Genomic DNA, 20,507 nt, shown 5'->3' with positions numbered 1-20,507 from the left:
GATCGGTTGTCGTAGATCCGCGTCACTTGCTGTAGCATACGGTCTTCCATACCGTATGCCGCATATCTAGTCTGTTTGAATTCTGACTGCCTGCCATCATCTTCTGGTAGGTGACTTTCGCCGCCACTGATACATATACTCGTGTCCTCCCTTCGTATATAGAGCGTGACTGTAATGGCCGCGAGTGGGTCAACAGTATTACTCGCAGCATGTTTCAACGAAGCCGATATAAGGGTTATTCGAATTTCAAATTGCAACTTTCGATATGGTATAAACTCGCCGGGCCTTACGGTGCGACGGTTGCGGTGTCACCGGCTTCCGGATCAAACGGGAGGTTGATGACGAGTTCGTCAAACCAGACGACCGGACGTTTACTCTGGCCGTCTTCTTCAAAGAAGATGATGCCCAACTGGGCGAGCCGACTGAGTTCCTCGTGGACGTTCTTCACGTCCCGGTTGACAACCCGTGCGGTCTCGTTGATGCTGGATGGCTCTTCCCGACGGATGGCTTCGATGAGATCGAGGACGCGCGGGGTCAGCGTCCCCATGTTCGAGCGGTGGGAAACCGTTTTTGACGCCCCGTTCTGCGTGTTGAGCGTGCTCGGATCGGCATGGTCGTGGTCATGCCTGTGACTAGGCTCGTGAGACCCCTCTTCGTGTTCAGGGGTATGATCTATTGATTCACCACTTCCTGTCGTGGGAATCGTCGTCAGGTGAGATCATCACTAGCCGCTACAAGTTTATTAACTCGGCTGCTATAAATCGCTCATTCACTACCAATGTTTAATATACATACAAAGTTGAACTCTGTGTTTCCCCCATCTCAAACGCAGACCTAGGTACGGTTTGCTCGATACTCACCGTGTTTGGTCCCGAGAAGAGGTGTAAGGACTCCGAACACGATGAGGCCGACACTCGCCATCATGACTATACTGGTGGTCATCGGATACATAATCGTCTCATCAATAATGATGGCGAGCAGGGCCACGAACGTGATCACCGTTTTCGTTGTATTGAATTCCTTCTCCAGTTTGTTACTCAAACTCAATCACAGGTTGTTTCCGATGTCTCGGCTGTCGACATTTTAGGACGGGTATTCTTCCGAACGAAACCCTATCAGAGAAGCGCGCCAACAAGACACGGTAGTTTGGGATTCGTTGTACTTCTTGGTATTGTAATAGTTCTCTCGCGACTTGATCAAGCTGTCCAGATGTATTTTATACTATCACCAAATATATTTATATGATTGGACACCTTCTTTGTACTATGTGTATTTACTGTAACGCCTATGGAGAAGAACACTCCGATGAGGAAAGTGAGACGTCAGTGCCCAAAACCACCGATACACCCAATACTTCCTCAGACCAGCATACTGTTCAACAACAGTCTGAGGGAATTCTCTCCCGGATTCGCACCTCGTTAGTGAACCTATTTTGATTGACTACCTCTATGTATCAGGTACTTCATAGCACGATCGAACACGAAGATGATTCGAGAACTACACCAGCACCATCTCTGTTTTGAGCGCGTCACCACCTACTAACAGTTCTGATCGAATGGAATACGAAGGAGCAGCCGTGCCACGGAGTGGATCGCCAGAAGATACCTCAGACTAATTTGGGCATCCGTTTCTAACGACTGGCCGTCTCGATCTTCACCGGTGAGGATCAGTAGTGAGACAACACCGGGTAACGCCAGCGGTAGAGAGTGATTCTTTTCTATGGTTTCGGTTTCGCTTGGAATTTGAAAATCTAAACTCTAGTTGACATGAATAGGAATATTTCGTCATCGAAATACTAACATGGTTCTGAGCCCGCTATTGCCATTTATTCTACCCGAATTGTCCCAACCATTCCAGAACTTTCATGCGGAATACAACAGTACCCGTACGTTCCGGGTTGATCGAACGTGTGCTCGTAGTTCTCTCCCGGGGCGATGAGTCCCTCAGTAACCCGGTTCCTCGCAGCACGCTCTGACTCGAAGCCACCACTTGCGAAGTACACGGCCTCGGCCGGAATCCCGCCTTCGTACGCTGTGACCGTGTGCTGGATGTCGCTCTCGTTCGTCCACATCACTGTCCCACCGGTTTCGATCGTCGCAGTCTTCGGCTCAAACGTGTGATCGTCGGGCATCGTGACGGTCAGGGTCGACGGTGACTGTCCGTTCAAACATCCGGCGGTGCTGAGCGTCGCCAAGGCGGCAGTACTGAGTCGCAACACCGTCCGTCGATTGTGGAATTTGAGTGTCATTGGAACAGAGATGAGTGGTGCCTATCAGAGCGCCACGAAGAGGTCGGTCACGTACATCACGCCGAGGCCGAGCAGGAACGCGAGCAGGTTCGTGGCGCTGGCCACGCGACCGCCTGCATCCCGAACCATTCCCGCGATCTCCCAGTTGACCTGTAAGATTGCACCAACCCCGATCGCGAGGAAGAAGGCGCCGATCGTCGGTGAGTACGCGAGACTACCGATCCACCCGCCGAGGATGACGGGGGCACCGGCGATGACACCGAGCGCGGCGAAGTGCCTGAACGACGGGCGCTCTCCGCGGGCGACCGGTGCAACGACGGCCGGGCCTTCCGTCACGTTGTGGAGCATGAACCCGATCACGAGGAACGCGCCGAGCGACACACGCCCGAGTGCGAACGAACTCCCGATCGCCAGCCCTTCCGCGAGGTTGTGCAGGCCGATCCCGACCGCGACCAGATAGGCGATCCAGAGACCGCTACTCGCCCGACTGTCACCGGCGGCGACACGGCCCTTGCGCCACGCGCTGATTGCCTGAACGAGAGTGAGTGCGCCGAGGATCCCGAAGACGACCAAGAGGTTGCCCTCGTACGCGCCCGGAACCCGTTGAGCAAGTTCGAACGCCTCGAACCCGGCGTCGAACGCCAAGAAGCCGAGGACGCCAGCCGCGAACAAGAGCACGGCGTGCAGCCACCGATCGCTCATCGTCTTGATGTAGGGGAACCAGAGCATCCCTAATGCGACCGGGATCACGCCGACGAACAGCCCGATGACTGCAAGCGTCCAGAGCAGACTGAGGCTAAATCCGGGTGCCTGATTCGGAGCGACGATCGTATTCTCGAATGTCGCCCCGTCAGAGAGTACGAGGGCGACGTTGAGATCCCATCCCGGATTCCAGTGATACGGGATCACGATCTGTGCGCTTTCCATCGGGGCGAGCGTTTGGTCGCCACCGGCTCCTTCGACCTGAAAATTCCAGTAGGCCTCATCGACGAGGACCTGTGCTATCGTCACGGAATCGGGCCCGTTGTTCGTTACGTGTAACACGACCGTTCCGTCGCTCGGAAGCGTTGTGTGTGTGATCGTCACGTCGGGAAGCGGTTCACCGCTCTCGCTCTGAATACTGGCGAGTGGTGACGTAAACGCGAACACACCCAAGACGAGCACGAGCAATACGATCGGAAGTATCGCGCTGACCCATCGCGGTAGTCCGAGCGGCTGTGTGACCTCGTTTTCAGTAGATACACCACTGTCCGCCGTCGGTTTCTGTGTCTTATCCGGCATGTTAGACCACCTCGAAAAAGCTCATCCAGCCGAGTTCGGCGAACTCGGACTGGTGGGCGTGGAACATGTACAGCCCGGGTTCGTGGTCCGAGTAGTCGAGCTCGATGATACCGCGCTGCGCCTGCGTCTGCATGATCGTGTCCACGGTCTTGCGCGTCGGTGTCAGCGTCGTCCCGTGATCATAGTAATCGAAGAACTGCGAGTGCGTGTGGAACGAGTTGATGAGGTCGAACTCAGTCGCATTGGAGAGGTACACGCGTTGCCGTTCGTTCTTGTCGATCTGGATGGGACGCTTCGTCTCGCCGGCTGTCCAGTTGCCGGTGCCGTCGGTACTACCGACCCCGTATGCGAACGCCCGTGTGTTCGCCGCGTAGACCTCGTTCCCGCCGTCGAAGTTGGTGTCGAACGAGTTCATCACCATGACCATCTCGTTGACGGCGTCGTTTTCGGCGTACTCGTGGTTCCGGCTCTTCGCCTCTTCGACGAACCGCGTCCGCATGTCGTCGGTAATCGGGCCGGGATAATTGACGTAATCGCGTGGATTCTCCCTGACGCGTTCGGGGTCCGGATCGACGATGATCGTGCCGTAGAGTCCGCGGTGGATGTGTTCTTTCAGCGGGAGCGAGTGGCAGTGATAGAAGTGCGTACCGGCTGGTTGGGCAATCCACTCGTAGGTGAATGATTCTCCCGTATCGAGCACACCCGGCCCGTTCTGGGGGATCCCATCCATTCGCGGGTTAAGGTTCTTCAGATGCGGATGGATCGTGTGAGCGTGCCGTCCGAGGTTCGTGAATTTGACGCGAATTAGGTCGCCCTCAACAGCACGGATCGTGGGGCCCGGCACCTGACCGTTGAATGCCCACGCTTGGAACTCGACGCCCGGCGCGATGGTGATCGTTGTGTCGACCGCGGTGAATTCGAACTCCCGTACGGTTCGACCATCCTCCTCGTAGACCTGCTGCGGAACGTTATCCTGCCCGCTGTCTCCGGTATTGAACGCGGTGAGGAACTCGTGCGGATCGAAGTCCAAATCTCGGTATTCGCCCACCGCACCGAAGTTACCGTGTGTATCATCGCCCTCGTGGCCGGGTGACGCACTTGCACGTGAACTCCCGAGTCCAACGGCGGCACTTCCCGCGACACCAAGACTGCCGAGTACCGTGCGACGACTGACGCTCGTTTCACCGGTGAGTGATTCAACCAAACGCTGTTCGAGTCGTTTGGTGACATCTGCCGCACTCTCGTAATCTATCGAGGGCATGATCTCCTCGACGGGTTGACTATTCGGATACCCATATGTGATAGTGGATGATCCCAATATATAAATTAGACCCATCTAAACTTTGAGTAGATCTAAACTAAAAATGGACTAGCAGACTTCCGAGCTTCTCAGTGAGAACTCTGTGTGAGAGATTGGGTGGATATGGAACGTGCGACTTCTTCGGGTAGCGCAACCGGACCATCTCCGTTATCAGGGTCAAGTGTGACCATTCCGAATGGCGCAATCTCGACAACATCTACGACAGTTCCGGGATGAATCCCATGTTTGGACAGGTACCGGAGGAGATCTGGATCGGTGTCCGGAACCCGTACGATCTGAACGCTGTCACCCACTTGATGATCAGCAAGACGTTCACCATCCTTTGCTCCCGATACATCCAGATCCGCGGTGGGAATTGGGTCGCCATGCGGGTCAACCGCTGGTTGTCCTAGCTGCTCTGCAATCCGGTCGGCAAACTTACTGCTGATGTGGTGTTCGAGGCGATCTGCTTCGTCGTGTACCTCTGCCCAATCATACTCGAGGTGGTCCGTCAGATATCGTTCTAACAGTCGGTGATGGCGAATGATTTCGAGAGCAATAGGAACCCCAGTATCAGTGAGCTCAACTCCCTTGTAGGGCTCGTACTGCACGAAATCACGCTCTGATAATTTTTTCATCATACTGGTAACCGTCGATTGCTCTACGTCGATATACTCAGCGAGCACCGAAGTTCGTACCCGGCCGTCTGTTTCGTTCTGAAGAGAATAGATCGCTTTGAGATAGTCCTCCATGATCGCGCTCAACATTGGAAAAGAATTAGACATGGCTAAATTTATAATTTTCTTCATCTGTGTTACTTGGAGTGTCAATTATCAATGGTGTCTCGCTAGAATTCGGTTAGATCGTGTATCCGTTTGTTTCCTTGCTTGAGGGTTGAATACCATCTCTCTGATGTCTAAAGGCGTTCCGGCAGTACAAGGGCCGGAATCCTGCATGAAAAACTTCGAACCTATATATAGCGGACAAGCAAAGTTCACCATAAAATGTCAGACCTGATCGTCAAAGCAGCTGTGAAGGATGCACTGTCGGACCACAACGTCTCGGCCGATTTCTACAACTCCCTCAACGAGGAGGTCGCCGATCTCCTCGATGACGCCGCCGAGCGTGCCGAATCGAACGACAGGAAGACGGTCCATCTCCGCGACCTGTAGCTCCGGATTTCGCGAGGTCGACACAGAGATCGCGGACGACGTCGAGCGAATCAAGACGCTGATCGAGCAGCTGGAAACCGGTGAGATTTCGATCTCGGATGGAGAGGAGATTTTTCAAGTGGGACAAGACCGACTTGCGAAGCTCCGCGAACTCGTCGTCGATAGAGATGGTGAGATCAAAGAGTTAGAATGACAAGTTCGCTCACGAAGAATTAACCAACGAAACCCAATATCTCACCTGTGCTGTTGGTTAAGATGGTTCGATGTTATCTTCGGGCCAAATACCCCCGAGACATTCATAGATTAGCAACATTCTCCATATACAGAAAATATTTATTCCTCACCAAATTTTCCCATAATGTGTACCACGACTCCGTTGGTGCATACCCATACTCGCACGTATGATAACTCGGTCAGTTACCATCGAAGACATCGATGACCTGTACCTGATGTGGAACGACCACATCAACGCTTCCGCCCTCTATCGCCGCACCCTCCGCGAGGAAATGGAAGTCCGCGACGTCGACCCCGACGACCTCCGTGACCTCCTCGAACGGGCTCGCGAGCTGGGCCACACGAAAGAAGAAATCGTCGACGAGACCAATCGGTACGCCGATCTGAAGACACTCGTCGAAGACGCAGAGGAATAACCCGCAATGTCACAGGACAGTACACCCTCCGAGACGCCTGAGAATCGCACTGACAGTCAGTCCACGGCAGTGAGCAAAGTCTCCAGACAAGCCGTCCTTACAGTTGCGCTGTTGAGTCTGTTCGCTGTCCAGCCCGTCGCAGCACAGACCAGCGCTGTTTGCAGCGCGGACAACCTACCGAGTATGATTGAGGGCTTCTTCCAGCTGACCACTGGACTCGGCATCGTCGGCCTTGCCGTGGTCTGGCAGGCCGACTCCCTCATCGAGATGTTCACCCTGAACCCTGAGCAAAAGAAGGGCCTCAAGCGCCACAAGCGCTCGGCGATGAAGTCCGCCGTCGTCCTCGTTGTTCTCGGCCCGCTGTACACCGTTGCGGGGTCGATGATGGGGCTGCCGCTGGCACAGTGTGTTGACCTCGTCCCCTGGTAAGTCACTCTACCATCCCCGTCGCGAGCCCATGGAACAACGAGAGCTCTCCGTGCTCATGGCCGCCCTGTTCGTGACGAGCCTAGTCACGGGTGTCGTCGCAGCCGATCCACCACGCCCGGGTACTGAGGGGAACGGCCTTTCTGAGAACGAGTCAGCGACGCTCTGGTCTCGCGATGCGGATAACTATATCAGTCAAGAAGAGTACCGCCAGCGCTACGGAGAGGACCGCACGTCCGTCCATCAGCTCGCGAATGGGACAGACATCACGTTCAAGCGGCCGCCTTCAACCGCCGCAACGTGGACTCGAAACGATTTCGGCGACCTCGAAGCCGGTGGGTCAGATACGTCAGTTCATCCGCCTCACGCATCCCTCGAAGACGGTGTCTTCATCGAAGACGCCCATGCGACAGTGTTTGCGGTTCAGCCGTCGACTCGTGGTCACCTCGAGTCCGGTGATACCCCACTCTACATCGCACCGAATGGGACGATGCGTGGGTTCGTCGATTACCGGGTCCGTGTTCCAAATGGGAGTTCCTCCGGGAACAGGACCATCGAGTGGTCGCTTACGGAACACGAGATCGAGGAAGTTCGGCTGCAGAAAGACGGGGAGACCATCGCGAGGACTGATGGGTCGCACACGCCGGCCATCAACTACCAGATCACCGACGACTGGAGTGCAACCCTCACTCTCGAAGCAGAGATCCACGTTCGGCTGAAGAAGACGATACGGACCGACGTGGGCGGCGGAACCAACGTCGACGTCGTCTATCGTGAGGAGACGCGAAACGTTTCGGACTCGGTCGATGTCGAGATATACGACCTCTCTGCGTACCCCTACTACGCCGAGTACCCCAACGGCGATGCTGGCGTGGCTATCTTCCAGTCTCGTCCGTGGCAAGGGTACACACTCACCGACGAGGGGAACGCGAGCGTACGCGGTGTCTGGCGGTTTTACACGGCCCGCAACACCAACTGGGATACGCTCGTCAGGTCGAACCGAACCGACAGCGCCGAAGTCGAGTCCGATGCGATCCCCGTGTACGTCCACGCGTATCCGTCCCGAATCGGACCACGAGCTGAGCCCGTCCGGGACGGCCCCAAAATCATCGACACCTGGGGAACGGAACGCCCCTCCCCGCTGGAGACTATCGGCGAGAACGTCAACGTCGAGATCGTAAATCAGTCCTACGAGACGACGTACGGTGTCGCCGTCCGCGCCGAGAACGTCGACAGAGAAGCACTCCACGTCGCAGGCATCGTTCGCGGTGTGAACGCGTCTATCGTCGAGCCCGATGCCGGTTCTGAACGGCAACTTCGTCGTAGCAATCTCACCGTCGAGGTTCTCCAGCAAAACGAATCACAGGCGACGCTTCGGATTGAGCTACGTGACAACCAGACTGGCGCACCGATCGTCCTCAACGATAGCGCCCGCCGGTATCCTATCGGTGGCATCTCACGTGATGGCTACATCACCATCGCCAATCGGGAGGTCGAGACCAACGCCTCTGGCGTAGCCATCGTGACGATCACTGAACCCGGTATCTACACCGCTCGGTATCATCCAGGGTCGTGGCTCGGACACAATCCGGCCTACGTGAGTGATACGGCGACCGCCCGGTGGCATCCACTCGGAACCATCGACGGCTGGTTCGCGTTCATCTTCGAGGTCGGCTGGCAGTTCATTCCCTTCTTCGTAATGTTCTACGCGGGACGCCGTCTCCTCCGGATGCTCGGCCCAGAAGACATCTTCCAACAAGATCCATAGCCCATGACACAGAATTACCCACACATCAGTAGGCGAAACGCCCTCCGAACAGTCGCAGGCGCCGCGCTTGTGAGCGTGGCTGGCTGTCTGAACAACGGTGATAGCTCCGGAACTCCCGGTGACGGGACAACCGATTCAGAGAGCAAGGGGCCACTCAAGCGAGTCGCTGTCGACGGGACGACACTCGTCGTCGAGCTCTCGCCCGAAGCCGACGTCGACCAGGTCAACCTCATCCAACCTAATGGAGAGCTGTTCGGAAAGCGTGACGTGGCCGCAGGGGCCCAACAGGTATCGTACGAGATCGGAACCACGTACGAGCCCGGAGAGTACCGCGTGGTCGCTCTGAAAGGTGAGGAGACAGTCGTAGAAATTACGAGGAGTATCGAACCGGCAATCCAGATTCGAGACGTTGGACTCTACCGAAACAATCCTGACAAGCCATGGGATGAGGTCTACGGTGAAAGCAAAACTGACTCGAAGAAGAATGGAGAGGCATTTGTTACTATTCAGAACTCCGGGAACGGACCAGATGCGGTCGTTGAGCTCCGGTTTACTGGAGATGTCCCTAACCCTGTCGAAGATCCCCGCGGAAGTGGAATCTATGAAAAAGACAGCGTTGTGATTCCAGCAGGTGAGACAGTAGATCTCTTCAGTGATTCATTCCCATTCGGTTCGGAAATTGGTGACGAGGGTATGGGCTGTTCGACTGATGGAAACAGTGGGAAGTTCACGGTCGGGTTAGAAACTCGAGTCATTGGCCAAGAAGTCACAAAATCGTACAATGTAGAGTACACTGACTCTGACGAAATGCAAAACTGCGAAATCACAATCAGTGAGGCTTGATCATGGTTGATCTAATCGACGTTGTCTTAGAGGGGTTCAAAGACGTCGTTGACTGGATTATCGGCCTCTTCATGGATGGCCTGACGACGGGATACAACAAGCTCACCGAGGAGATGTTTGGGACCCCCACTCCTCAGACGGATGGAGCATTCGTCTTCGGGGAACCGACGAACGCACCCTGGTCAACGATTCAGGATGCACTCGTCGGTGGCGAAATAATGCTCATCGCGTTGCTGCTGCTCGTGATGAGCGTACAAGGGCGTCATACCATCCGAATATTCAATATCGGTAGTGCATACGAAGCGAGGAAAACAAAGAAAACTGCGTGGGTTGGTGCGTTTCTGATTATTGTCTGGTATTGGGTCGGTGTCCTCACGCTCTACATTGTTGATGGATTCTCGATTGCTCTGATGCCCGGTATGGCTTCGCTTCGTAACGCTATGTTGGGATTCCTCAGCGTGACGCTGACCAATCCTGGGTTATCGCTGTTGTTTGCGCTGATCGGAGGCATCTCAATGTGGGCACTAGAGGCCCTGTTTTACATCCGTGAGATTCTCCTCTATGTCTATCTCTACGGAATGCCGATTGCGATCGCCCTTGGGTATGGAAATATACCAATTGTCTCTGATATCGCCATGGGGTTCTGCAAGCGGTTTGTCCCCCTTGCCGTCCTACCACTACCAGCATCGATAGTATTCAAAGGCTATGACCTGATATACGGTGGCGGGACGCTCACTCCTGAGACTGCCTTTCTCAAGTTCCTAGTTGCTGCTTCTCTACCACTGGTTGCGCTCTACATAACCTGGAAGACGTTCAAGTACGCGACTCCGTTGACTGCCAAGGTCGTAGGTGGTGCGACGAAGGGAGCTGCCCTCGTCGGCGGTGTCGCAGCCGGTGCGTATGTCGGCGGTGCTGGCGTCGCGACGACGGCAGCACGATGGGGGCCAAAAGCGGCTGCTGGTCACGCTGTCGCACAGAAAGCAGCTGCTCGAGGAGGCCACAGCGGCGGGGACAGCGATCCTCCTTCATATCGCCGGACTGAGAACGATCCAAGCGGAGCAACGACAGAGGCATCGAGCACTGATCGTGGAATGGAGTTTGATCGAGGAATCCACTAACAATGTCGATGGATCAAGACGCAGCCGCACGGCGCATCATGGACCAGTTCGGCGAAGAGAGTCGCATCCCCTACCTCAACATCGAGGAGGGGGACGTCGGTGTGCTCATCGCCTTCCCGATCATGGGCCTGTTCATCGCTGGCCTCACTGGTATCGAGTCACTCGCCCTCCCGTTCGTAGCAGGAGGATTCGGGTTTGGCGTTGCCGTCATCTACGTCTCTCCTGACCACCTGAACGCGTGGACGTGGACGAAGGACGTCTATCGATACGCCAAGCGACCGCGAGTTACGTTCAGTGCCCCAGAGGAGCCCGACAGTACCACGAACGAGACAGAGCGGAATGAAGGCGGTCTCGCGAACTACACGCCGTTCAAACCGGACGAGCGAACGCAGGACCTCACGAACGTCAAACGAGCATGGCCTGGTGCTGGAGCGATTCAACGAGCGGACGGCACGATGGAAGCGTTCATCGAGATTGACCCGGGGAACATGGACTTCGCGATGTCCGACGACTGGGCTCAGCTCCAGGAGGCGGGCGAAGAGTTCGCCAACAAGGAACTTGATTCGAAGCTCAAACTCCACGCCACAACCCGATCATTTCCGGTAGAGCAAATCACCGAGACAATCGAGGAGCGGCTCAACGACGAGGACGTCAAACAGAACCCGATCTTCCGGGAACTCCTCGAGGAGTACCGCGAGACGCGTCCCAAAGAGATGCGTGACCGGGGCATCCAACAGGTGCGCTACTACATCGGCGTCGAGGTCACGCCGCTCGAAGTCTACGATAGATACCGAGACGAAGGGACACCCGCCGAGAAACTGACGCAGTTCCCCGTCATTGGGTTCCTGTTCAACCCATTCGTGACTCGTCGTGAGGACCTCACAGATGTCGAGCGCCGCGCCCAGATGTTCGAGAAGCTGGACAGCCGCGTCAACGACGTTCGCGCCGAGTTCATCCAGCAGGCGTCCGGGTGGTCTGCTCGCCGGCTCAGTACGGTCGAACTGTTCGTTCTGAATATGGACTTCTGGAACGGTCGCGAGCACGACTACGACGAGGCAGAGCGTGTTGTTCGCGAGCAACCGATCATCGGCCACTCGCGCCGGGAGGATGAGACCAATGCGTAACGTTGTCCTGCAGGCGGGTGGCGGGACCTTCACCCAACTCACAGAGTGGCTACGGAACCCAACGTCACCCGAGGGTGCGGCGATTTACCTTCTGTTGGTTGTAGTCCTCGGCGTCGTCGGGAAACTCCTCTGGGACTGGCACACCGCCGACGACGAACCCGAAGTCGATTTCTCGGACGTCCTCGACGAGGAGACGCTCGAAGAGGGTCACGCGGAAGGCCAGCTCCTCGACGACATCTCTGAGTCCCACAAAACGGTGACTGCGCCAGCAGCCATCGAGTGGGAGACACGATCCGCACGCGTCGGCGAGCAGTGGACGACGACGCTGTACATCGCGGACTACGCCGATTACCCGAACGACGGGTATCTGAGCGATCTCTTCGAGTTGACCGACGTCGAGTTCGACCTCACAGCGCACATCACCCCGAAGAACCAGCAGCGAGCGCGGAACGAACTACAGGACATCGCTGACGACCTCCAGGTCGACGCCGATCTTGAACAGAGTGTCCGCAGTGCGTACCTCCAAGAGCGAGCAAACGAGGCCGCTGCGACCTACAAGGCCGTCGAGAGCGGAGCGAACGTCTTCGACCAGGGGATGTTCGTCACGGTTCGCGCCGACGACAAGGAGGACCTCAGGGACTCAGTCCAGAAGGTCAAGAGCGCCCTCCGCGACGACCCAGCGAACCTCACGCCGAAGACCGCTATTTGTCGGCAAGACCTTGCCCTCCAGTCCGCCGCACCCATTGGCGACAACGAATTCGGTCGCGAGTCGATCGCCCTTGGGGGTGCCGTCGGCGCGTTGCTGTCCTCGCCGCACAACGCGACGATTCTCGAGGAGGGCGGCGTCGAGTTCGGGATTCACAAGGACAACCAGAGCCCGGTCGTCATCGACCCGTTCGCCCGTGACAACGGGTATGCGATGTTCACCGTCGGCGATACTGGGTCTGGGAAGTCGTTCAGTTCGAAGCAGAACTTCATCCGCTCTATCGAGCAGAGTAAGGACCGAATCGGCATCATCCTCGAACCGCTCAACAACTGGGCGGGGGTCGCCGAAGCGCTCGGTGCGAAACGCATCACCGTCGGTGGGACGCTCGGTCTGAATCCTTTGGAGATCCGTCAGACACCCGACCACGTCCAGCGGGCGATGGGTGAGGATGCGAGCCCGTTCAACGAGAAGCTCGACGACGCGATGAGCTTCCTGACGAACTTCTTCGCACTGCGGGGCATCTCGCTCGGGGATCGTCGGACGACGCTCGAACTCGGTCTCAAGCGTGCCTACAAGCGCAACGACATCACCGACGATATCTCGACGCACAGCAACCCCAGCCCGACTATCCGGGATATGATGGACGTCTTCGAAGACATGGTCGACGACCCCGAGGAGTTCGTCGTTCGTTCCGACGAGGAGGCCGGGAAGATTCGCGAGGACGCGACGTGGCTTCTGGACCAGCTTCGTCCCTTCGAGGAGGAGGGTCGCCACGCTAATCTCGGGAAGTCCTCAGAGTTCGACATTCGCGACGAGAAAGTCATCTACCTCGATCTCGCACAACAGGAGGGCAGCGTCGACAGCAGCACGGCACTGACGATGCAGTTGCTCATCTCGCTCGTCTACGAGCGGGCGAAAGAGACGGACAAGGAGGTCGTGTTCGTCATCGACGAGGCGCGGTACATCATGCAGGACGCTGCGAGTCTAGCGTTCCTCGAGACGGTATTCCGACATCACCGTCACCACGATCTCTCGATTCGTCTCGTTACCCAGACCGTCGACGAGTTCTTCGAGCACGCCGAGTCCGAAGCCATTCTTGACCAGTGTGCCGTCAAGCAGTTCCACCGCCTGGATGGAATGGACGACCAGTGGGCCGACGAGTTCGGGTTGAACTACGCCCAGATGCGCTACGTGCAGGACGCGGTCCCCGGCAACGAGGACGCTGGGTTCTCTGAGGCGCTCGTCGGCGTCGACGGCGAGTGGCGCGGCATCAAGGTCGAGGCAATGCCCAAGGAGAAGCAAGTCATCGACTTCGACCCGACCGAGCAACGGCGATCCTCACTCCCTGGAGCTGGTGAAGACGCAGTTGATACGGACGTCCAGGAGTTCCGAGAGAAGCTGGAAGAGCAGGTGACGAACGGACAGTCGAAAGAGTCGGAAACCGTTTCTGCCAAACCTGACGGCGGGTCGATGGAGGGAGAGGACGATGCGTGAGTATCTCCGAGTCACGCCCACATCCGAAGGCCTGGATCCCGAGGGAATTCCTCGAGTCCTCGAAAGCCTACATAAACTGACGACCACGGAGTCAACGGGACTCGCACAGAAGCTGAACCCACTCCACAGTGACACACCGCTCCGATTCGAGTTTCTCGCACTGAGTGAGGGAGCAGACGACCCTGTCGAGTTCTTTTACGGCGCCGACGGGCATCTCGACACACTCGAAAAACGGCTCCGTTCGATCTATCCCGAGACATTCGATATCGAACGCGTCGACGTCGACGTCGCCTCTCGGCTCATCCAGCCAGTCGAATTCACACGAGCAGAGTTCCTCGAACACTACGAGGCGGGGCAACTACAGTACGAGTTTGGTCCTGACGAACAGCATGAGCTTGTCGATGAAGACCGTAGCCAAGACCAGACACCAGCGGCCGAAGCATCCCCCTTTGCAGATGGCGGCGCAGCGGTCGAGTCATCTGCTGGTCACTTCGTTGAGGTTGGTGATACCGCCCTTGAGCTGGCACCACCGAGCGAAATACCGGACGAGCAGCCACTGACGACGCTCGAAAAGCCAACCGAGACGGACGAGGGAACGATACTCGCTCGGCCAACCATCGACGCAATCTCGCCAGTTGGCGTGCGCTGGTCCGGTTCGACCACCCGGAAGAACGACTGGATGACGTCATTGACGCCCTTCGCCTCTGGCGATGGCGACGACGCCTTAGTGGCTGTCGACCAGCCCGGCGCGACGCTCGCGTCACTCGTCGACCACTTGATGGAGGCGGCTTCACCTGTGGCGTTTCAGGTTGTGTTCCAGCGACGGGCGAGCTGGCAGTCCGACGCTGAGGTCCGAAAAGAGGATCTCGTCGACGGGCGGGACACCTTCTTCCAGGAAGTCGTTGGGTCCTTCCTCGAGGTTGAAGACCAGCGGAGCGATCACGACGAGAAGCAGCTCAGCGAGTCAGTCGAAAAACGCATTGAGTATATCGACGCGAAGAATCCCAAGCGGTCGTTCACTGCTAACATCCGAGCAGTCGGCGTTCCGACAGGGGATGAGGCTCGCGACGAACTCGCGGCCCAGATGGACTCACTTCGCCCTGTGTTCGACCCAGTGGACGGGCCCTATTACGAAGTCGAAGGAAAACGACTCCGGGCAGACGGTTTTCGTGAAAAGACGAAAGAGAAGAACGCCCAGACAGCCCTCCGACAGTTGCTAGATCGAGAGATTACGACCGGCCGAGGGAAGACCCGACCGGATTTCGTCCTCAGTGGGACGGAACTCGCAAACTTCGTGCTCGTGCCATCCTCCGAGCAACTCACCGTTGAGGGGACGCGAGGAACTCGAGCTGAGCAGCAGAGCCGGAACCCGCTTCCGTGGCCCAATCCAGATTTGGTTCAGCAGTTCCAAGAGGGCATGGCTATCGGCTACGCGCTCGACGAGAATGGCGAGCCGCGACCGGACCCGATCCGGGTTCCGCCGGATTTGCTGACGACGCACTACGGCCGGTTCGCATCGACTGGCGGCGGGAAATCGAAAGCGATCATCAACGACGCGCTCTCGCTCCGCGAGACGACCGGCGGACCTGTCGTGATCGTCGATCCGAAAGGCGATGGGATGTGTGCGAACTACCTTCGCTGCCACTACGAACGTTTCAACGGATTGGACGACGTCTACCAGTTCCGCGTCCCAGAGACTGTCCCAGCGTTCTCCTTCTTCGACATTCGTCCCGCACTTGAAGCCGGTCGTCCCCGCGAGGACGCGATTCAGGACAAGGTCGACCACTTCCACGACATCCTGCGGATGATTATGGGCCGCGAGCAGTACGGCCAGGCATTTGTCGCGAACGAGATCCTCAGCTACCTCATCAAGGCACTCTTCGACGAGGAGTACGGGAGCGACGTCTTCGGTCTGGACGACCTTTTCGCGGCAGCTCTCCGGATGCAACGAGAGCGAACTGTCCCACCGATTTCGGCGGACAACAGGAACGTCGAGGAGTCACTCACGCGGCACTTCGCGAAGGACGACCACCGGTTCCAGGTGTCGATGGACGCCGTCGGAAATCGTCTGGACAAACTCAGAGAAGACGCGCACCTGCGACGGATCTTCAGTCACGTTCCCGAGCAGAACGACGCTGGCGAGTACGTCGACAATCGCTTCGACTTCCGCGAGTTCCTCGACGAAGACGCCACGGTTCTGTTCGACTTGGGCGATCTGCGTCCCGAGGCACAACGGGCAATCACACTCCTCCTGTTGAGTAACCTCTGGGACGCCGTCCAGGTGCGCCGGCGTGATGGAAAGACAGACTACGAGAACCTCACCAATCTCATCATCGAGGAGGCCGCCCCCGTGGCCTCGACAAAACTCGTCTCCGAACAACTGCTTCCACAGGGACGGTCATTCGGCCTGAGCATGGGACTTGTGATGCAGTTCCCCGGCCAGGTTCGAAATCGAAACGAGCGCGCCTACGACGAGCTCCTCAACAACATCAAGACGAAGCTCATTGGGAACATCTCTATCGAGCGCGACCTCGCCGAGTCGTTGGCCCACGAAGACCTGAGTCCGACTGACCTTCGAAATCGGGTTAATACGCTCCCCAGTGGAGAGTGGATTGCTCAACTCCCGAGCCCCTCATTTGGGAAGACAGGGCCTGCTCCATTCTCGGTGAAGCCGCTCCCGATAGCAGCGGGCCATCCAGAAAGCGACGAGGCGCTCTCTGTCGAGCAGGAGGACCACTTCGAGTCCGTAGCTCTTCCACGGCTGTCAGAGCGTACACAGACCCAGTACGGACTTGCTGAGGCCCCAAGCGAATCGGAGACAGCCGACGATGAGGGATGGGGGAGTAGACCGAACGCTGGACAGTCTGCATCTGCAGAATCGACTAGCTCTGGAGACTCGACGGAGTCGTCGTTCATCGGACAGGCAACCAGTGGTTCAGTAGCCGACGAAGAGAAGGAGAAAGACGCGGACACCATTGATTCCCTGTTTGGGAATCTGGGATCCGTAGAGTCAGAAGAGTCGGCCACAGAAGAGGAGACGAACGCCGTCGACGAAAACGGACCTTCGCCAGTACAGGCAGGTGGCGTGACCGTCTCCGATGACGAACTCCGACGGCGCGGACTCACTCACGACGACATCCGATTCTTGACTCGCGTCCTCGACGTGATGAACAGGGACGCACCGAATCATGGATTCATGGATTCAATGAGTAGGTTCAAGGACGACTTTGATGACCTGGACGTGCAGCGGCTCATCGACCAGGATCTGCTGGAAGAAGGACGAGCCTGCAGTCGGAAGTACTACACCGTCCTCCCGGCAGGGCGTGAACTGCTTGGCCAGAAGCTTAAGGTCGGCCCTGGGCAGGGAGATATCGGCGAGAAAACGCCGCACAAGGTCGGTGTGAAGCTGCTCGAACTATGGTTGGAAGCGCGCGACGATGTCGAGCAGGTTGAATCCTATTACGAGTACGATGAGGAGACCGTATTCGACGTCGCCGCCTTCGACGCTGACGGAGAACTCGTGTGGGTCGGTGAAGCGGAATTCCCGAGCAACAACAAACACGCGCCTGTCGACGATTACGACAAGCAGAGTGAGGTGGACGCAAACGCTGTCTGGGCGTTCAACAGACGCGAGACAGCCGTTGAGGTGTTGGATCGACTCGCAGAGGCCGACCGGATAGAAAATAGTGTGAGTGGGCGTGCAGCCCGTCGGTTCTCGGATATTCGAGAAGCCATTGAATCGTTTGACGCAGAAGGGATGACGACGATTCGGAGCTTCAACAAGCTCGATGAGGAGTTCAATCCATGAGTTGGCGCCAAGCTACGCGCGAGGAGATTTACAGGTACTACACGGAGGAGTTCCCCTCGTACATCGACGAATTCCCGTCGTTCATCACCGCGAAGGGACCAAAGCAGTACGCGCTCGCGTTTCGAGAACCCCACCCGGTACGGAAAGACGGAGTCCCAGACAAGGACTTCATCCGACGAGACACCTGGCAGACGAACACCTCCGGAGAGCGGACCTCAGCAGCGTTCCACGACTTCGACGATGTCCTCGAGTTCATCCGCCACCCAGCACGGAATGACCCGCTCGGACGGAGTGACTTCGCGCTCGCCGATCCCGACCTGCTTGACAAACCAGATCCACATCACGATGCAGTGTACTACGCCCTCGATCATTGGGAACGGCCGTGGGTGCTCCTCGTCGATATCGACGCGAAAACGATAGCCCGAGAGCGAGCAACTCGAACGGTATCCAACGGAGATGTTTCGGGGGACAGCGAGGAGCTGCTCGATGCTGTGGAAGTTCTCGAAGCGGACCCAGTAGGCTACCCGTATTCTTTCGCGGATATCGAACGGGCCATTGAGTACGGTTTCGAGGTGCGAGATATTTTCGAGGACGACTTCAACGCCGAGGAGACGATGGTGGTGTATAGCGGCCAGGGCGTTCACGTCTATCTCCTCGATACCGACCCTGCTCATCGATATGACGCCAAAAGTCGAGAGGTGCTGAACGACCTTCTGCAAGACACCTATGATATTCCCATCGACCCAGTGGTTACCGCCGACCGTCGTCGAGTCGCTCGGCTCCCCTACTCGTTGCACGCTGACGTCTGCAGTATCGTCACGCCGATAGAGAGCCCGAGCTTCGACGTTCGGTCTGCAACACCGGAGGTCATCCAGTCATGAGTCAGTCGACGCCTGTCGAGGACGAGCGTGCCGCCTATCGCGTTGCGACGCTCCCGCTCGAATACGGCAAGACCCGCATCAACCAACTGTTCACGCGGGGCTACAATCGATACATCGTCGACGGTGAAGACCAACCAGAAGACCTGTTGAACGACCTCGAACGGTTCGGGACGGCGGCGTTCAAAGAAGACATCAGGACAAACGCGGCGGAGGAACCGTTCGTCGACGAACCGGGAACACTCGCCGTCCTCGCGACGTTGAGCGCGATCTGCGTCAAGGCACACCCGAAGTTCGAACACGCTCCGCCGCGAAAGGTGCAAGTCCTCTACAATATTCGGGAGTTGTACGTCAACAATCTCGCTTCCCTCCTTCGAGAATTCGGTGATGGGACTCTCCAACAGGATATCGCAGAGGTACTGTACGAGAAAGATCCCGGAGAGGACGGTCCGCACCCCGGCCGCGTTTGTACAGGGATCAAGGAGATGCCGGAGTTCGGTGAGGGGTTGTATCTCGAAATCCCAATGGCTGCGGCATCGAGAGATTGCCTCGTCCACGCCGACACCGAGACAGGAGAGGCCGGAGAACTGCTCACTCACGTTAAGGACAACCGTCTCTACGTGCCGGTCGGCGATTTCGATACGAAGTATCGCGAGTATGCCAGACGCGCGTTCAAGAAGCTCCTGCGAGTTCAGGAGGAGAACCTCTCCGAAGACCAGCTGACGTGGCTAACGACGAATGAGTCGGCCATCACAGAGCGCATCGACCGCTTCATCGAGACGGGACACCACGAACGAATCTGGCGAGACTGGAACCCCGGTGAACGGACCATCCGTGTGCTTCGGGATGCGATTCGAGACGCTCCAGACGAAGTCACTACGCTGGGGAATTTTTACTCAGCGAAGGAGCTGTTTGAAGCTGTGGAGGCGTGCGATCCGGAAGCAGACTGGAAGCGAGACGTGTGTAATCGCATCTCGAGTCCACGGAGTCTCGGGAATCTTCTCGCATCCCAGCGCGACCACCGGAGCCTGACCATTCGGCAGCACGAAAATACGAACCGCTATCGGATTCAGGAATCTACGCGTGGCGTCCAGCCCCTCACCGTCGAATCAATCGAGGACCTGTTTGAACTCCCCTGCATGGCGAATATGGCCGAACGCCTCCACGAGAAGAAACCAGTCCGAAAGGACCTGTACAACTTCGCCCGAATGGTGATGTGGCTGCCACAGTATCAGGACAGCGACCTCGAGACCATTGTCACAGATCTCAAGGACGTCTTCTCGCGGTGGCCGTGGTACGACGACCAGGTCACCGACTACCAGATTCACTACGAGTTCTCGAACACGATTGGAGGCGACACCCCGCTTCCGATGAACTGCGACAACGACGATATGCAGCGGTACTGCATCGGACAGGATGAGTGTCCATACTCGATCTGGGGAAGTCTCCCCTTCCCGGATGAGATGTACGATCGACTAAGTGAAACCGAGGGTAAGGGAAACGAGTTCTAACGCAGACAGTCAATTATCAGGAACCACACCATTATTCAGAAGACGGAAGTGTGACAGATATTAAAATCTCGTCATCCACTTTTCAGGCCTTGTATCGACCAATTTGGACAAGAACGGGTGGGTCACTAGAAGCAACATCACGTAGCCCATCACTTGCCGTCAGTCAGTTATGCCAAGTCT

General features: G+C 57.0%; 17 protein-coding genes and 1 pseudogene. 12 read left to right on the top strand and 6 right to left on the bottom strand.

From position 1 onward, the window contains the following. Positions 1-286: 286 nt before the first annotated feature. From FGM06_RS15695 to FGM06_RS15670, 6 genes and pseudogenes are all read right to left on the bottom strand, one after another. Positions 287-547: pseudogene (locus FGM06_RS15695) on the bottom strand (HVO_A0114 family putative DNA-binding protein); the annotation flags it as partial. Between the two features lie 287 nt (positions 548-834). Beyond that, entirely contained in the window at positions 835-1,041 is a 207-nt protein-coding gene (locus FGM06_RS16495; protein ID WP_449405033.1) for a DUF7333 family protein, read from the bottom strand. A gap of 784 nt (positions 1,042-1,825) precedes the next feature. Beyond that, complete coding sequence (locus tag FGM06_RS15685) at positions 1,826-2,131, bottom strand: cupredoxin domain-containing protein (RefSeq protein WP_241659245.1); 306 nt, start codon at positions 2,129-2,131, stop codon at positions 1,826-1,828. A gap of 141 nt (positions 2,132-2,272) precedes the next feature. After that, positions 2,273-3,259 carry a ZIP family metal transporter gene (locus FGM06_RS15680; protein WP_241659246.1) on the bottom strand — a complete coding sequence of 329 codons (987 nt, stop codon included), beginning with the start codon at positions 3,257-3,259 and terminating at the stop codon, positions 2,273-2,275. A 271-nt stretch (positions 3,260-3,530) separates the two neighbouring features. Beyond that, the gene (locus FGM06_RS15675) at positions 3,531-4,790 is read right to left on the bottom strand and encodes a multicopper oxidase domain-containing protein (protein ID WP_058365976.1); all 1,260 of its coding nucleotides are present in this window, start codon (positions 4,788-4,790) and stop codon (positions 3,531-3,533) included. A gap of 128 nt (positions 4,791-4,918) precedes the next feature. Continuing rightward, positions 4,919-5,596, bottom strand: coding sequence for a metal-dependent transcriptional regulator (locus tag FGM06_RS15670; protein ID WP_080508389.1), 678 nt, complete (start codon positions 5,594-5,596; stop codon positions 4,919-4,921). Positions 5,597-5,833: 237 nt separating this feature from the next. On the opposite strand from FGM06_RS15670, the gene FGM06_RS15665 reads away from it, so the two are divergent. The 12 genes from FGM06_RS15665 (at position 5,834) to FGM06_RS15615 (ending at position 20,327) form a co-directional block, all read left to right on the top strand. Continuing rightward, complete coding sequence (locus FGM06_RS15665) at positions 5,834-6,001, top strand: hypothetical protein (RefSeq protein ID WP_058365971.1); 168 nt, start codon at positions 5,834-5,836, stop codon at positions 5,999-6,001. Next, positions 5,940-6,194 carry a hypothetical protein gene (locus FGM06_RS16170; RefSeq protein WP_125919991.1) on the top strand — a complete coding sequence of 85 codons (255 nt, stop codon included), beginning with the start codon at positions 5,940-5,942 and terminating at the stop codon, positions 6,192-6,194. The genes FGM06_RS15665 and FGM06_RS16170 overlap by 62 nt, the downstream gene beginning before the upstream one ends. A gap of 208 nt (positions 6,195-6,402) precedes the next feature. Further along, positions 6,403-6,651 carry a hypothetical protein gene (locus FGM06_RS15660; RefSeq protein ID WP_058365972.1) on the top strand — a complete coding sequence of 83 codons (249 nt, stop codon included), beginning with the start codon at positions 6,403-6,405 and terminating at the stop codon, positions 6,649-6,651. A 6-nt stretch (positions 6,652-6,657) separates the two neighbouring features. Continuing rightward, entirely contained in the window at positions 6,658-7,080 is a 423-nt protein-coding gene (locus FGM06_RS15655) for a hypothetical protein (protein WP_058365973.1), read from the top strand. A 28-nt stretch (positions 7,081-7,108) separates the two neighbouring features. Then, positions 7,109-8,845 carry a hypothetical protein gene (locus tag FGM06_RS15650; RefSeq protein WP_058365974.1) on the top strand — a complete coding sequence of 579 codons (1,737 nt, stop codon included), beginning with the start codon at positions 7,109-7,111 and terminating at the stop codon, positions 8,843-8,845. A 3-nt stretch (positions 8,846-8,848) separates the two neighbouring features. Then, the gene (locus FGM06_RS15645) at positions 8,849-9,688 is read left to right on the top strand and encodes a hypothetical protein (protein ID WP_144800180.1); all 840 of its coding nucleotides are present in this window, start codon (positions 8,849-8,851) and stop codon (positions 9,686-9,688) included. 2 nt (positions 9,689-9,690) lie between these two features. Continuing rightward, positions 9,691-10,806, top strand: coding sequence for a hypothetical protein (locus tag FGM06_RS15640; RefSeq protein ID WP_058365372.1), 1,116 nt, complete (start codon positions 9,691-9,693; stop codon positions 10,804-10,806). A gap of 2 nt (positions 10,807-10,808) precedes the next feature. Next, a complete protein-coding gene (locus FGM06_RS15635) occupies positions 10,809-11,930 on the top strand; it encodes a hypothetical protein (RefSeq protein ID WP_144800179.1) in 1,122 nt (373 codons plus the stop codon). Beyond that, positions 11,914-14,130, top strand: coding sequence for a VirB4 family type IV secretion system protein (locus tag FGM06_RS15630; RefSeq protein ID WP_186311049.1), 2,217 nt, complete (start codon positions 11,914-11,916; stop codon positions 14,128-14,130). The genes FGM06_RS15635 and FGM06_RS15630 overlap by 17 nt, the downstream gene beginning before the upstream one ends. Beyond that, the gene (locus FGM06_RS15625) at positions 14,123-17,938 is read left to right on the top strand and encodes an ATP-binding protein (RefSeq protein ID WP_058365593.1); all 3,816 of its coding nucleotides are present in this window, start codon (positions 14,123-14,125) and stop codon (positions 17,936-17,938) included. Before FGM06_RS15630 ends, FGM06_RS15625 begins: the two co-directional genes overlap by 8 nt. Next, complete coding sequence (locus FGM06_RS15620; RefSeq protein WP_058365594.1) at positions 17,935-18,819, top strand: bifunctional DNA primase/polymerase; 885 nt, start codon at positions 17,935-17,937, stop codon at positions 18,817-18,819. The genes FGM06_RS15625 and FGM06_RS15620 overlap by 4 nt, the downstream gene beginning before the upstream one ends. Beyond that, complete coding sequence (locus tag FGM06_RS15615) at positions 18,816-20,327, top strand: primase-associated protein (protein WP_058365595.1); 1,512 nt, start codon at positions 18,816-18,818, stop codon at positions 20,325-20,327. The genes FGM06_RS15620 and FGM06_RS15615 overlap by 4 nt, the downstream gene beginning before the upstream one ends. Positions 20,328-20,507: the final 180 nt, after the last annotated feature.

This window comes from Halorubrum depositum, from assembly GCF_007671725.1.
Lineage (GTDB): Archaea > Halobacteriota > Halobacteria > Halobacteriales > Haloferacaceae > Halorubrum > Halorubrum depositum.
Note: the sequence above shows the minus strand (reverse complement) of the source record. Positions and strands in the feature narration are given on the sequence as shown.

Excerpts from the sequence above, each read along its gene's own strand:
- FGM06_RS15630 (WP_186311049.1), top strand. The coding sequence starts at position 11,914 with ATGAGACCAATGCGTAACGTTGTCCTGCAGGCGGGTGGCGGGACCTTC.
- FGM06_RS15615 (WP_058365595.1), top strand. The coding sequence starts at position 18,816 with ATGAGTCAGTCGACGCCTGTCGAGGACGAGCGTGCCGCCTATCGCGTT.
- FGM06_RS15620 (WP_058365594.1), top strand. The coding sequence starts at position 17,935 with ATGAGTTGGCGCCAAGCTACGCGCGAGGAGATTTACAGGTACTACACG.
- FGM06_RS15655 (WP_058365973.1), top strand. The coding sequence starts at position 6,658 with ATGTCACAGGACAGTACACCCTCCGAGACGCCTGAGAATCGCACTGAC.
- FGM06_RS15640 (WP_058365372.1), top strand. The coding sequence starts at position 9,691 with ATGGTTGATCTAATCGACGTTGTCTTAGAGGGGTTCAAAGACGTCGTT.
- FGM06_RS15675 (WP_058365976.1), bottom strand. The coding sequence starts at position 4,790 with ATGCCCTCGATAGATTACGAGAGTGCGGCAGATGTCACCAAACGACTC.
- FGM06_RS15645 (WP_144800180.1), top strand. The coding sequence starts at position 8,849 with ATGACACAGAATTACCCACACATCAGTAGGCGAAACGCCCTCCGAACA.
- FGM06_RS15670 (WP_080508389.1), bottom strand. The coding sequence starts at position 5,596 with ATGTTGAGCGCGATCATGGAGGACTATCTCAAAGCGATCTATTCTCTT.
- FGM06_RS15650 (WP_058365974.1), top strand. The coding sequence starts at position 7,109 with ATGGAACAACGAGAGCTCTCCGTGCTCATGGCCGCCCTGTTCGTGACG.
- FGM06_RS15660 (WP_058365972.1), top strand. The coding sequence starts at position 6,403 with ATGATAACTCGGTCAGTTACCATCGAAGACATCGATGACCTGTACCTG.
- FGM06_RS16170 (WP_125919991.1), top strand. The coding sequence starts at position 5,940 with ATGACGCCGCCGAGCGTGCCGAATCGAACGACAGGAAGACGGTCCATC.
- FGM06_RS15685 (WP_241659245.1), bottom strand. The coding sequence starts at position 2,131 with ATGCCCGACGATCACACGTTTGAGCCGAAGACTGCGACGATCGAAACC.
- FGM06_RS15665 (WP_058365971.1), top strand. The coding sequence starts at position 5,834 with ATGTCAGACCTGATCGTCAAAGCAGCTGTGAAGGATGCACTGTCGGAC.
- FGM06_RS15635 (WP_144800179.1), top strand. The coding sequence starts at position 10,809 with ATGTCGATGGATCAAGACGCAGCCGCACGGCGCATCATGGACCAGTTC.
- FGM06_RS15625 (WP_058365593.1), top strand. The coding sequence starts at position 14,123 with ATGCGTGAGTATCTCCGAGTCACGCCCACATCCGAAGGCCTGGATCCC.